The following is a 13,171-nucleotide window of genomic DNA, read 5'->3' as shown; positions in this document are numbered from 1 at the left end:
TGGTGTCTTTTTCTTTCGGGGGGGCTAACCGGGGGGCGGGGGCGCGCGCCCCCGGGGCCCCGGGGGTTGCGGGTCAGAGGTCGAACGGGCCGACGGTTTGCCACGTGACCGATCCGGCGGCACGGTCCCAGCTGGCGCGCGCCACGATCGCATCGGCATCCACGCCCCACGATTCGGATTCGAATTCGTCGTAGTCCACGCGCAACACATGGACACGGAAGTCCCAAACGGCACCGCTGTTGGTCACGGCGTCGCGAATGTGCTTGTCGGCCCATTCGCGGGCGGTATCGAAGTCGTCGAAATCGTCGTAACCGAGTTCGTCCCCGTCCTGCGACAGCAGCGCGACAAAAATCTCGTCGTCGTTCAACTCGAATACAGTCATGGCATTAACCTCCCCATTTCAGGCGCGCCGGATCACGGCGGATCACGGCGGATCATCGCATACGCCGGGCGCGAAACACATTCGGATTGCTGATTTCCCGGATTTTCCGGGGGCACAACGAAACTAACTCGATCCGCCATGCGGATGCAACCCGAAAAGCACCCAATTTTCGGGAATTTTTCGGACTCGCCCCGAAATTGGCGGCGCAAATCCCGATTGAAACGCGCCCACCGACCCCGCCGACGGTCAAAACAGAACAAAACCGAAACGCGAAAGAAGAAATTGAATTCAATAATGGGAAACAAAGGCCGCGGGAACGGAGAAACACCCAAAGTAATGGGAGGCATCCGCGGTGCGAGACCCGGTGGCAGCCGGTGGCCGATCACGTACCTACGTTCTGTGGGTATGTGATCCTGGGGGACACCGAGCCGCAGAAACATGCCTCTACCAGGCGATACGTCGTCGCAGGGTGGTCCGGTTTGATCGGACGACGGAACGGACCCCCCACCTGACCACGGAATGGACCACGGAACGGAGTCGTAGGATCACAGCGGCTCGGGTGGAGCCGCAAATGTCCATCCGAACGCGATTCCAGAATCTTTCCGGATACGTGAACCATTCCGTTGCGCCGATCGGCGAGCAGGCTTCTGCGGGTTTCCCCGTGGAAATCTGTACGCATGTTTCCGCGCTTTCCATTATAGGGCGGAAATGGTTGGCGGGACCGGATTCAACGAACGACAACCGATGTCTGGTGGCGCGTTTCGCAGGGGACGCGAGCAGAGGCATCGCTTCCTTCTCCGGTGTGGCATCTGCCCGGTATCGCCGAGTTGCGGGAGTGCTGGTACGGGGGCGCAGGCGGCGGTTGGCGTTCATCTCGTGTTGTGGCGGAGGTGTTCGAGGAGTTGCCGTGTTTCGGGGCTCGGTGTGGCGTCGATTTCGGCGAGTTTTCTACTCAGGAGTGAGTAGGTGCGGATGAGGGCGTCGTATTCGCCGAGTTTGGCGTGCAGGCGCAGGATGTCTTGCCAGAGGGGTTCGTTGTAGGGGTCGGTTTCGACGGCTGTTTCGAGCATTCCGAGGGTGGTGCGGGGGTCCTCGGTGACGGTGTGGGCGGCCAGCCAGCCGAGCGCGTTGAGGGTGTTGCGGCGAGCGGCTTCCCGCAGCGGTTCGACCCAAGGGGCGGACAGGTCGGCGGCCAGCGTGGCGGTCACGGTGGCGATATCGAGGATGCGTCTGCTGGCGGCGATGTGGTCGGGTTCGGCGCTGCTGCGGCGGCGCCTCGCGACGGCGGCGGTGAATTCCCAGAAGTCCACCGTCAGGCCGGTCGGGTCGAGGCGATACCGGGGCCGGTCCTCGATGCGCAACGCTGTCTTGTGGCCGGTGGCTGCGGCCACGGCGCCGCGCAGGCGGCCCAGGGCGTTGGTGAGCGCGGTCCCCGGCCGGTCGGGTGGGTGCTGTCCCCACAGTGCGTCGATCAGCTCGTCGCGGCTCAGCCCGTCGGGATGCAGGACGAGCACGGTGAGCAGCTCGCGGCTGCGCGGCTGTAGCAGGCGCGTGATCTCGACCCCGGGGGTCCCGGCTGGGGGCGGGTCGGCGGGCCGCCACAGCACCCGGGTCGAACCGAAGACCCGGATCGCCAACCCGGGCTCCCCGGGGCGGACTGCGGGCTCGACCGGCTCGCGATTCGGCGGCGGTACGGGGCGCGGCGCGGAGTCGGTCGGAATGTCGCGCGATACGGCAGGTGCGGGCGTAGAGGTGTGCGGCGGTGCGGGACGCGACGCCGTGGCGACGGTCGCCGTCGTTTCGGCAGGGTCTGTGTCGGTGGGGTCGGTGTCGGTGCGGGCCGGGTCCGGTGCGGGCGGTGGGGTGGGCAGCTCGATCCGGTAGACCGTCGGGCGGGCGGATTCGCGGCGGCCGGGGATGCGCACGCGACGCCTACCGGGCGGAAGTGCGGGCTCGGCACCACTTCCGGTGTCGGTGGCGGTGGGCGGGGTCGCCGGTGGGGTCGGGCGGAGGTGGTCGTGCAGGGTGGTGGCGATCTCGGCCGCGGGTGCGAGGAGCCGGTTGCGGTGGTGCGGTGGCCGGGTGCGGTGGAGGAGGGTAATGGCCGAACGCTGGTGGAGGGGAAGGTGTCCCAGCACCGGTAGTGCGAGGTGGCTGGCGTAGTCGCGGCCGGGGCCGAGGAGCAGCACGGCGCGGCGTCGGCATCCGGCGGTGAGGTCGCGGATCCGGTGGCCGGCCGAGGTCGGGTCCGTGAGGTCGGTGCGGACCACGACCAGGCAACAGTCGGCGGCGGCCAGGATCGGTGCGAGTGCCGAGCCGGGCTCGGGTGCCCCGCAGTCGGCGAATACCGCAGCTCCCAGCCCGCGCCAGGCCGCCAGATCGCCGAGGCGGCGATCGTGGTCGGGGCCGGTCAGCAATGTCGTGACCCACCCGGCTCGGCTGGCGTCGGCGGTGGGTGGCGCGGCCAGGAATCCGGGGCCGCCGGGGAGGAACTGCAGGTGCTCGGCGATCCGTATCCGTGGTGTTCCGGATCGTGCGGCGCGCGCGAGGCTCGCCAGCCCGAGGTACGGGTCGGTGCCGGCCACCGCCGCGAGCGTGCCGCCCGCCGGATCGGCCTCGACCAGGACAGCTGGTGGCGTACCGGGCCAGGCGTGCGCGAGCGCGACCGCGGTGGTGGTGACACCGCTACGTGGCCCGAGACCCGTCACCGCGATCAGCAGCGGGTGCTCAGATCCGCCGGTGGATTGTGCTGCGGCCCAAGTCATCACGGTCGTTCGGGGATAGTTTTCACGTCACGCCCTCCCGGGCTCGATGCGGGGGCCGCGGGTGATCGCCGGACTCGAGTGTTCGAGGTGGACGCGCAGAGCGTGGTCGAGGAGAGCGGTGACGGTGTCTGTGACCTGGGTGCAGTGGGTGTGGGGCAGGTGGTGCCCGCCGCCGGGCAGGAGGTCGTAGTCGGCCCACAGCGCGTCGGCCAGCGCGACCGCGCGCTGCGGGGGCACGAGTGTGTCGCGCTCCCCCGCCAGGACGATCGAGGGGATCGGCCGCAGCAACCTGGCGACTCCGGTGGACAGGCCGAATCCAGAGTGTGCGCCGAGGATGTCGATGGCGACCCTCGGATCGGTGCCGGGGCTCAGAGCCAGCTGGTGATCGTCGTGCTGGAGGCGGTGTCTCACCGCGGCCTCGCCTGCTGCGGTGAACACGTCCAGGGCCCGGTAGCGCCGCAGCCGGATCAGCTGCGGTGGCCACGTGCGTAAGTACCGTGGCAGCGAAGGGTATTGGGCGGCAGCGTTGAGCAACACCAGCCCGGACAAGGCGGCGGCGCGGTCGGGGTGCGCGATGGCGTAGGCGTACACCAGCTGCGCGCCGGTCGAGTGCGCCACCAGCACCACCGAACCGTCCGCGTGCGCGAGCACGGCATCCAGGTCATCGGCCAGCCGCCGCAAACTGGTGACCTCCCGCGGATTCGGCCGGTCGGAGTCACCGTGGCCGCGCTGGTCGTAGGTGAGCTGCGCGACCGCGCCGCACAGCCGCTGGTGCACTTCCCCGGTCACCGGTGCCCAGAATCCGCGGTCCGCCAGCAGCGGATGTACGTACACCACGGTGGCCGCCGCATCGAGCGGTCCGACGCGGGTCACGGCCAGGCGCGCACCGTCGTCGGCGGCGACGGTCGCGGGGTGGAAGTCGGGAGAAGTCATCGGCACGGGGTCCTTCGCTGTCGCGGGGCACCGGCCACCACGCACAGCGCCGATCGCGGGCATGCTCGGGCCAGATGCCTTGGAGGGGAAGGAATTTCGCTCGACGGGGCCGCCATGGCTGTCAGCCCTGTCCTTGGACGTGGCTGATCAGCAGCCCGCCGTCGGGTCCGGTGATGGTGTTGATCACTTGCAGGTAGTCCACGCGTTTGCCGTCGGGGCGTAGTTCGACGATGTGGACGCTCGCGGTGCTCTGGGAGACCGGGGTGGCGGGGGTGATCGCGACGCAGTGGAGGGTGCCGACGGGGATCGTGGCGATCCCGTCGGCCAGCGACTGCACGGTGATGCCGGATTCGGGGGCGACCACCGTCATGGCGGCGTCCGCCGACCGCTGGGTGTAGTAGGCGTGCTCGAAGGTGGCGATCACGCCGGGCAGGGTGGTGCGATCACCGGCACGGTCGGTGACCTCCGTGCCCGACAGCCCCGCACACGCGTCCGCTGCCGGTGTGGCCGAAGCCGATGTCGGCGCTGGGGCCTCGGGCTCGGGGCCGTGCGGCCCCCGCGCAGCGACCACCACGCCTACAGCCACGGCGATCACCGCGGCCAGACCGGCCACAGCACGCACCGGCACCTGGCGCGCCAGCTCACGCCATCGCCCTCGTCGTGGGCTCGAGCTCGGCGGCAGATCCGCCGGGAGCGTGCCGACCCAGTCCTGTTCCGGAAGAAGGCGTTCGGACGTGCTGTCGATGCCGGGGCGTGGGTCCGGGACCGGGTCGGAGCCTGACTCCTCGGCGGGCGGAGGTGGGGTATTCAGCCACGCCCACTCGTCGCTGTCGGACGTGTTGCCAGACAACCGCATTCACCTACCCTTTGGTTGAGTTCCGGGCCTGCCCGTGCCTGCCGGAGGGGTGAGGCGGGCACAGGCGGCTGTCCCCGAACCGGTCATGGGTGTATCGCCAGCACGTCGAGCATTCCCCGGATCAGGGGAAGCAGCCGATGCTCCTGCGTGCCGCAGGTCGCGTCAGGGTTGAGATTGGCGGCGGCGTAGGCGATTTCGCAGCCGCGGCGAGCGGTCTCGGCGTCGGCCGGGTCGCAGAGCCGATCGACAATGGCGCGGTCGATGCCGGCGAGACTCGGGCCGAGCACCCCGGCATAGGTGACCAGCAGATCGAGCACCGGACGGTGCGCGATGGCGAGAGTGCACACGTCGGCGATCGTCACGAACCGCTGTTCGACCGGAGTCGGTTCGGTGCCGCAGTCAGCCGCCCACCGCGTCCCGGCATCGACCGACACCCGCCGCGCCCAACTCCACGCTCTCGCGGCCGTGTTCGGCTCCACGGCCGACCGGCCCGAGGTGAACAAACGCAAGTAGTCAGCCCACGCCCGTGCCCCCGGATTGCCGTAGTCGTCGGCACCCGGGTCCGTCGTCACGACGATCCCACGCGCCACGGCCTCGAGGATCGACGCGTTGACACGCGACAACCAGCTCCCCGGCCCGGCGAGACCCGCCGAGCCGAAGAACGCCACCACCCCTTCGAGCCTGGGCGTGGCGTCAGCTGCGCCGAGTTCGCGACCATGGCGTCCGAGAGCACGCACGAACTCGAGTCGGTCATCCATCGGCATCCGGTCGATGTCGTGAGCGGTGGTGTCGAGGGCGTCGGCCGCGAGGTCTGGTGTGCGGGTAGAGATCGAATCAGAAGTCATAGGGGACAGTCCCTTTCGTGCGGATATCGTCGGTCGTGGTCGCACGACGGGTAAACGCCATCGCAACAGCCCGCGTGGACCAGAACCCGGTCATGGACGCACCACGGATGCCGGACCGTCGATGACGGGTCCGGGACTCGCTACCCGAACGAGGTAGTCCGCGAGGCGATTCAGGACGTCGGTGATCGCGGCGAGGGCGGTGCCGGTGTGTCCGGTGTCGTACTGGCTCCAGGTGACCTGGGCTCCGCGCTGCCGGTAGGCGATCAGGGTCCGCAAACCCGCGCGCACGGGCACGATCTCGTCGTTGTGCCCGTGATACAGGTGCAGCGGCACGATGGGCGCGGCATGCGCGAGCCGTTCGTATTCGAGGACGTGTCGCCACATGAGGTCGTTCCAGGGGTCGGGCCGCTGGCACCAGTGCGATAGCGGCTGCGGGTAGCGGTCGAAAAGCTCGACGTCGGTGAGGGTTTCGGCGTCGGCTGCCGTGTGCTGGCCTTCCTCGGTGAGCACGTGCCGCAGCCGCTGATGCGGGTATGCCTGCGACAGCCCGACCAGCGCGGCCAGCCCGAGCGCCGCAAAGGGCCCGCTGGCCAGCGCCGGTGCCAGCGCCGTCAGGTCGGAGGCGACCGCGCCCGCGCAGACGCCCCGCAGGTCCAGCTCGGGGGCGTAGCGCGGGTGCAGCTCGGCTGCGGCGGCGACCGCGCGGCCTCCGTCGGCGTAGCCCCAGGCCACCACCGGCATCGAGGGCATGGACCAGCGGCCGGTTTCCAGGACCGGGACGGCTTGGGCGGCGCGGGCGAGGTCGAGCACGATCTGTCCGCCGGCGTGGGCGGCGAGGAAGGTGTGCGGGCCGAGGCCGGTGACGCCGAGGCCCTCGCCGTCGGGTACCGCGACGATCCAGCCTTGGTCGAGCGCGGTGGAGATCTCCGCGGTGTCGGACTCGTCGCCCACGGCCAGCATCTGCGAGGTCGCGCGTCCACCGAGGCCGTGGAAGACCGGGTAGTACACCAGCAAGCCGCCGTCGCCCGGACCGAGACCCGAGGCGCTGGCGTTATCGGCGACGTCGGTGTCGGTGTCGGGCAGGATCACCGTGCCCGACGCGGGGATGAGGTCGCCGCGGGTGTTGGTCGACACGTACAGGATCTGCCAGGCCGCCCCGGCGCGCGGCAGCTGGGGGACGAATGTCGGGCGCATCCGCACCAGGTCGCCGGGTAGCGAACTCGGCGAGAGGATCGGTGCGCTGTAGAAGTCGGTCATGAGTACCTCCGTGAAGAGCGTTCGATTCGTCTTGTGGCACAAGGGGTCTGGGTGGCGGTGTGGCGCCCGTCCTGCCCGGCGGAGGGGGCACCGGGCAGGACAGGGCCTCTCGGGCTGGCATGGGGGGCGACACGGTCGTGCGGTGGTGTCAGGTGCGGGTCGCGTCGGTGAGGTCTTTGGTGAAGGCGGTCAGGACGGCGGCGGTGGCGCTGCGGGCGGCTCGGAGGTGATCGGACCGGTACTCCCGCCAAGTCACGTGCGCGCCACGGGCTTTCAGGTCGTGGGCGAGGCGGCGGCCGAACTCGGGGGGCACGATCGTGTCCGCGCTGCCGTGGTACAGGTGCACCGGTACGGCCGGAACTCCGCTGGCGCTGGGTCGTTCGAGCGCGAGGACGTGCCGCCAGACCGGGTCGTCCCACGGGTCGGGATGGTCACACCAGGTCGCGAGCGGCTGCCGGTACTGCTTGCACAGCTGGCTCCGGCTCGCGGTTTCCACATCTGCCAGCAGCTCGCGGGCGGTCTCGGTGAACACGTGCCGCAATGGCAGGTGGTTGTGCGCGTGGGACAGGCCCGTCAGGGCCGCGAGCCCCAGGCCGGGCCAGGAACTCTGGTCCACGTGCCGCAGGATCGGACCGAGATCGCCGACCACGGCGCCCGCAGCGATCCCGCGCAGGTCCAGCTCCGGCGCGTAGCTCGGCTGCAGGCCCCCGGCCCAGACCGCCGCGCGGCCTCCATCCGCGTAGCCCCACAACAGGATCGGGCACCCGGCGATATTGAGGGCGGGGATCCGAGCGGCGGCACGGGCCAGATCGAGCATCACCTGCCCGGCCGCGCGCCCGGCCAGGAAGGTGTGCGGCCCGCGCCCGAGCACCCCGAGTCCTTCCCCGTCGGCGACGGCGACCGGCCAGCCCCGCGCCAGGGCCGCGCTGATCTGCCCCGCCTCGGGTTCGGTGCCCGCGGCGAGCAACCGGGATGGGGCGCAGTCCGCACCGAGGCCGTGGAAGCTCGGCTGATACACCAGCAACGGGCCCGAGCCGAGATCGCCGGCCGCCTCGGGAGTGATCACGGTGCCCGACACCGGGATCGGCTCGCCGTGGGAGTCGCGGGACACGTACAGGATCTGCCACGCCTGACCCGCACCCGCCAGTTTCGGCAGCGCTGCCGGGCGCAAGCGCAGGATCTCCCCGAGCCGGTGCCCGTCGTTCAGAGGCGGCGGAGTGTAGAAGCCGACCTCGGTATCGGTCGTGACGGAATTCGTTGCGTCGGTTGTCTTCGTTGTCATTGATGTCCTTCGCTGAGGTCGTGGGCGAGAGCAACCAGCCAGGAGATGCCGGAGACGAGTTGGCCGGTCACGGCGTAGCCGGTGTGCGGAGCCACCGTGGCCGCGAGACGAGCCCACACCGCCGGATCCACCAGGCCGCTGTTGTCGGCGACCAGCTGCCCCCACGCGGCGGCCAGCTGACCCGCCAGCTTCACCACCTCGCCCGGATGCGCGGCGACGGTGGCGGTGATCTGGTTCCAGCGCACTCCCGCCTCAGCGGCCTGCTCGGGTGCCGGGGCGGGGATGCGGGGGTCGGCGGCGTCGATCAGCCGCTGCGACAACGACTTTCGGGGGCTGTAATCGACAGTGCCGGGGCCCACCGCGACGTCTTCGAGCACCATCGTGGTCCACGCGGACCCCAACGCGCCGGATAGCACCTGCTGCAGAGTGGACGCGGCGGCAATCGGGTTCGACAGATCCGCTTGCGCGGCGATCAGGGCACCAGCTCGCAGCAGCGCCGCGTGCTCGGGCGCCGAGCACGCCAGATCACCGTCGACGCAGATGTCGGCCACCCTCCCGGTGAGCGCCCCGTATTCGGCGTCGTCGGCGGCGATCCCACTGCCCGAGGCGGGCGCGGACGTGAGGTGCACCGTCGCGACCGCTCCGCCGCCGGTGCCCGGCGCGGGATCCGGGGTGAGCTGGCCGGGCCGTCCCGGGAACACTTGCGTGTCCGCGCGGCGTTCCGGATTGGCATACAGGGCGATCGCGGCGACCTGGTCGGCTCCGACCGGGCCATTTCCGGCACCGATCGCTCGGGCGGTTTGCGAGACTATCTGCGCGCCTTGGGAATACCCGACCATCGCCAGCTCGGTGGCTGGGCAGCGGTCCACGATCTGTGAGGCCGTGGCGCCGAGTTCGGCGACCGCGGTGGTGACCGAGTCGACGTACCGCTCCGAGCCTCCACCCGCTCCCGGGATGCCGCCGAACCCGGCGGGATACGGGATGTAGGTGTGCTGCACCAGTCCCGGGACCGCTGCGGCCACCGGGCCCAGCAGCGCGCCGAGCACACCGGTGTCGTCGGTGCGGCTCGCCGCTGGAGACGATTGGCCGGTGCCTTGGACGCCGAGCACCCACAACGCCGGACACCCCGAACCAGCCTCGGCCGGTGAGCCTTCGGCCGGCGCACTCGTCGCGAGGACGCTCGCACCCAGCGAGGCCAGCACCGCCGCTGTCGCCGTGCGTGCGCGTAACCCGGTGCGACTCATCGCTGATCGACCCCGACTCCGGCGCCGAATCCGGCTCCTACGGTGCCCCCAGCGATGGCCCCGCCCACGGCGGCGGGTGCTCCGGCGATCAGCGCGCCCGCCGCTGCCCCGGCTGCCGCGCCGATCGCGGTACCGGCCACACCGGAGGTGACGGTGCCGATCACCGGCACCATGACGACCGTGCCCGCGACAGCACCGGCGATCCCGCCGACCGTGCCACCGACCAGGCCACCGACGACCGCTCCGGCGGCTGCGGCTGGGGCGGCGGCGACGGTGCCGCCGATCGCGCCGCCGATCCCGGCCCCGGCGGCGGTGGCTCCGGCGACCCGGTCCGAGCGGCCCGGCGGAATCCCGATCGAGTCCAGCGCGGTCGCGACCTGCGCCTCGGCCGTGGCCGCGGTGCCGTTGATCGCGTCGCGGACCTCGACCGGCAGCCACGGCGGTGACGGCACCGCGAACTGCCCGACCCGGATCTCGTCGGGCGGCGGTTCGATCGGCGCGACCGGCTCGACCGGCACCGGCAGATGCAGCTCCTCCAGCACCACCGGCTCGACCGGGTCCGGCGACGGTGCGGGCCGGGGCGCGGGCCCGTTACGCACCTCCGGGGGCTGCTGCGGATACTGCGCAGGCTCCGGCGGCGCAGGCGGCGGGGGTGGTGGTGTCGCGGTGCCCGGTTGCGCCTGGTTGGTCACGCCCGGCTGGTCGACCACCGGGCCGGGCTCGGCGGCCCCGGCCAGCGCGGGAACGGCCAGGGCGGGAGCGGCCAGCATGACGGCTATCGGCACGGCAGCGGCGGCAAGCATGTGGCGTCTAGGCAGCGAGTGCCGTGTCAGGCGGTGAGAATTGGCGGAGAATGGTGAGGTGTTTCGGTATGTGGGCATGCCGAATAACCCTTCGTCGCGAAGGAGAAATGAGGAATCGAGAAATGCGCTAAGGGCGCGAGAGAGCGGGCGTTCCCGGCTGCGTCATCGCAGCCGGGAGCCACGTCTCATATCGTGCGAATCAGAGGAATGGCAAAACGAGACTCAGGACCTGCCCGGCGACGCTGAGACCGTTCGCCACGACGCCTAAACCGGCGTTGAGCCAAGACAGAACCACGTAGGGATCCACGAGATTTTCCTTTCGGAGAGGTGATGTTGCCCCTCCATCACAACCCCGAAATCTCGTGCCGCGCTAGTGTTTCGACGGGTCAATTTTGTGCGCGCACTTTTGTGACCACTTGCACCGGGTGCGTTGATCAGCGAAGATGAGCGAAACGGGTCACGGGAGTCCAGATCGACAATTTTCCGTCGCCGGGCCTGCACGTGCACCGGCACGGTCGATACCCGCCGGGAGCCGGTCGAGCTATCGTGCTGTTACCTGTCAGGCAATTCTGCATTGCCACAATGAGTTACTTCTGGTAGGAACGAATCATCTCGGGGGAGATCAATCTTTCACCGTAGCCCGTGCGGAGCGGGGTACAGAAGACCAGAAAAAGGAGGGGGGAGGACGTGACTCGGACTCCTGACAGAAACCGCACCTCGCGACACCCGCAGCACCTCGGACGGCGAGGCGGCCGGCGCAGCCCGCTGACCACCGAGGTACCCACCATCGGGCGCTGGACGATCCGGCTGTGCACCCAACACCGGCTGTCCCGCCCGGAGGCCGCGAAACGCCTGCACATCAGCGAGTCCAATCTCAAACGCATCGAACTCAACGACGCCACCCCGTCGGAGGAGACGCTGGACCGGATGGTCACCGAGTTCAACCTCGATCCCGACCAGGAGCGCCACACCCGCGAACTGGCGGAACCCGCGGTCGACCTCACCCCGATCGCCGAGCTACGCGAACAGCTCACCACCCCAACACATCTGGCGCAGCTCGCGCAGTTCGAACAGAACGGGGTCGCCTGCGCCTACATCGACCCGCTCTGGCAGCTCGTCGCCGCCAACGACACGTTCCTGCGGGTGTTTCCCGGCGTCGACGAGTTCGACCGCACCATGCCGCTGTGGCACTTCCAGCCCGGCGCCGCCGAGCCCACCTCGAAACGGATCTCGGTGTTCTGGGAGTACGAGGCCGCCTTCCTCATCATGACCCTCCGCGCCGCCTTCGGCCGCTTCCGCACCTCCCCACAAGTCGCCGAGCTGATGCGACGACTGCAAGCCAGCCCGGTGTTCACCCGGATGTGGATCGACAGCCTCCGAGTCGCCTACGGCCGCGGCCCCGACGACTTCGTCCACCTCCGTGACCCGGCCACCGGCGAACCGCACTCGTGGAACATCCAGTTCGGTGAGATTCCCGACTCGCAGCAGGTCCGTCTCTGCGTGGGATATCGGCAGCCCTACGCCGGGCCGCCGCTGCCGTGAACCGCCGAGGCCGGTGGCACAGAGTTCGAGCGCGCGCGCCGCTCGCGCCGACGTGCACATAGCGGCACGGGTCATCCACGCCCGGTGCCGACCGCGGCACTGCGCGCATCAGCAATCGGCCGCAACGCACGACGCGCGAGCCTCGCCGAGCCGCCGCTGCGACCGTTTCGGTGGACGTACGGCGACGTGTGATTGATCATGGAACGTTCGGTACCGGGCGGTCCGGTACACCGATCTCCGGGGCGGGGAGTGCCATGGCAGAGACAAAGATCAAATGGTTGTTGGTCGAGACGCTCGGCGGCGGCACTCAGCCGTCGGTGATCGCCATCGGCCGCAGCAGCAAACCCTTCGTCCCACTCCGCAAGATCCTCCGCCATCACGTCACCCTCACCGAAGCCAAACACGCGATCACCGAGGTCGTCGTCCAGCGTCGCTCGGTCGACCGGATCTCCGCCGACGGCCAGCGGCGCACTATCGCTGTGCCCGTAGCGATTTCACCGACGAGACTCCACGGAGTCATGCTCTGGTCCGGGCACCCCGACGCCGCCGTGCCACCGCGCGATCCCGCAGGCGCGTGGAAACTCGACCTGACCGACGGCACCGGCAGCCGCAGCGACGACGTGCTGGCCATTCTCGGCGTCCCACCCGACCGTCGCCCCGGGCTGCGTCGCCATTCGATCGCGGCCGTCTTCGGATCTCCGAATATCGTGAATGCCAGCGACCCGGTGGCAGCCTTGGCCCGGCTCGTCCGCGCCGAACACGGCACCGAAACCCAATCACTGTGGACAGTGCGCCGACCCGGCGGGGACCTGCGTGCCCTGCACTACTCCTGCCGACACTCGACCACACCGGACCACAACGGCACCGTCCGCAAGCTGGTGCGCGGCATCGTCTACGACATCGGCCCCGCCGCCGAAATCCCCGCCGCGCCAACGCCGACCAGCCTCGAACGCCTCGTCCTCGAGGCTGCCGCCGCCGACGGCGAGTACCGCGTGATCTTCGACCCCAACACACTGCACCCGCTGCGATGGATCGGACACCCGGTGCCCGGCATCGCCTGGCAAGGCACCGCCGGACAACCCGCCCCCGCCGTGCACCCCGACGACCTCACCACCGCACGCGCCATGATCGACGGCCGCCCCCGCGGCCGACTACGACTGCGCGCACTCGACGGCCCCAGGACCGCCCGCGACGCCCGCGCGACCCCCATCACCCACGCCCCCGCCCCCCCCCCCGCCCACCGCCCCCAGCCCCACCCCACC

The 13,171-nt window shown here is 70.1% G+C and carries 11 protein-coding genes; 2 read left to right on the top strand and 9 right to left on the bottom strand.

All coding sequences use genetic code 11. From position 1 onward, the window contains the following. Positions 1–73 precede the first annotated feature (73 nt). The 9 genes from QH290_RS12505 to QH290_RS12465 form a co-directional block, all read right to left on the bottom strand. Positions 74–382 carry a hypothetical protein gene (locus QH290_RS12505; RefSeq protein WP_280382929.1) on the bottom strand — a complete coding sequence of 103 codons (309 nt, stop codon included), beginning with the start codon at positions 380–382 and terminating at the stop codon, positions 74–76. Positions 383–1,251: 869 nt separating this feature from the next. Next, positions 1,252–3,147, bottom strand: a complete 1,896-nt coding sequence (locus QH290_RS12500; protein ID WP_280382928.1) for an AfsR/SARP family transcriptional regulator — start codon at positions 3,145–3,147, stop codon at positions 1,252–1,254. 27 nt (positions 3,148–3,174) lie between these two features. Continuing rightward, the gene (locus QH290_RS12495) at positions 3,175–4,080 is read right to left on the bottom strand and encodes an alpha/beta fold hydrolase (RefSeq protein WP_280382927.1); all 906 of its coding nucleotides are present in this window, start codon (positions 4,078–4,080) and stop codon (positions 3,175–3,177) included. A 121-nt stretch (positions 4,081–4,201) separates the two neighbouring features. Next, positions 4,202–4,930: a DUF8176 domain-containing protein gene (locus QH290_RS12490; protein WP_280382926.1), complete on the bottom strand. Its 729-nt coding sequence runs from the start codon at positions 4,928–4,930 to the stop codon at positions 4,202–4,204. Between the two features lie 89 nt (positions 4,931–5,019). Continuing rightward, positions 5,020–5,781 (bottom strand): hypothetical protein, encoded by a 762-nt coding sequence (locus tag QH290_RS12485; protein WP_280382925.1) that lies wholly within the window; start codon positions 5,779–5,781, stop codon positions 5,020–5,022. Positions 5,782–5,871: 90 nt separating this feature from the next. Continuing rightward, positions 5,872–7,038: a lipase family protein gene (locus QH290_RS12480; RefSeq protein ID WP_280382924.1), complete on the bottom strand. Its 1,167-nt coding sequence runs from the start codon at positions 7,036–7,038 to the stop codon at positions 5,872–5,874. Positions 7,039–7,186: 148 nt separating this feature from the next. Next, positions 7,187–8,320 carry a lipase family protein gene (locus tag QH290_RS12475; protein ID WP_280382923.1) on the bottom strand — a complete coding sequence of 378 codons (1,134 nt, stop codon included), beginning with the start codon at positions 8,318–8,320 and terminating at the stop codon, positions 7,187–7,189. Then, entirely contained in the window at positions 8,317–9,564 is a 1,248-nt protein-coding gene (locus QH290_RS12470) for a cutinase family protein (RefSeq protein ID WP_280382922.1), read from the bottom strand. The genes QH290_RS12475 and QH290_RS12470 overlap by 4 nt, the downstream gene beginning before the upstream one ends. Next, positions 9,561–10,367 (bottom strand): hypothetical protein, encoded by an 807-nt coding sequence (locus QH290_RS12465; protein WP_280382921.1) that lies wholly within the window; start codon positions 10,365–10,367, stop codon positions 9,561–9,563. The genes QH290_RS12470 and QH290_RS12465 overlap by 4 nt, the downstream gene beginning before the upstream one ends. 687 nt (positions 10,368–11,054) lie before the next feature. Here QH290_RS12465 and QH290_RS12460 point away from each other — a divergent pair. After that, a complete protein-coding gene (locus tag QH290_RS12460; protein ID WP_280382920.1) occupies positions 11,055–11,909 on the top strand; it encodes an MmyB family transcriptional regulator in 855 nt (284 codons plus the stop codon). 254 nt (positions 11,910–12,163) lie between these two features. Then, on the top strand, positions 12,164–13,171 hold a 1,008-nt coding region (locus tag QH290_RS12455; RefSeq protein ID WP_280382919.1), incomplete at its 3' end, for a GAF domain-containing protein.

Origin of the sequence: Nocardia wallacei (assembly GCF_029869545.1) — a bacterium.
In the GTDB taxonomy this organism is placed as follows: domain Bacteria; phylum Actinomycetota; class Actinomycetes; order Mycobacteriales; family Mycobacteriaceae; genus Nocardia; species Nocardia wallacei_A.
Note: the sequence above shows the minus strand (reverse complement) of the source record. Positions and strands in the feature narration are given on the sequence as shown.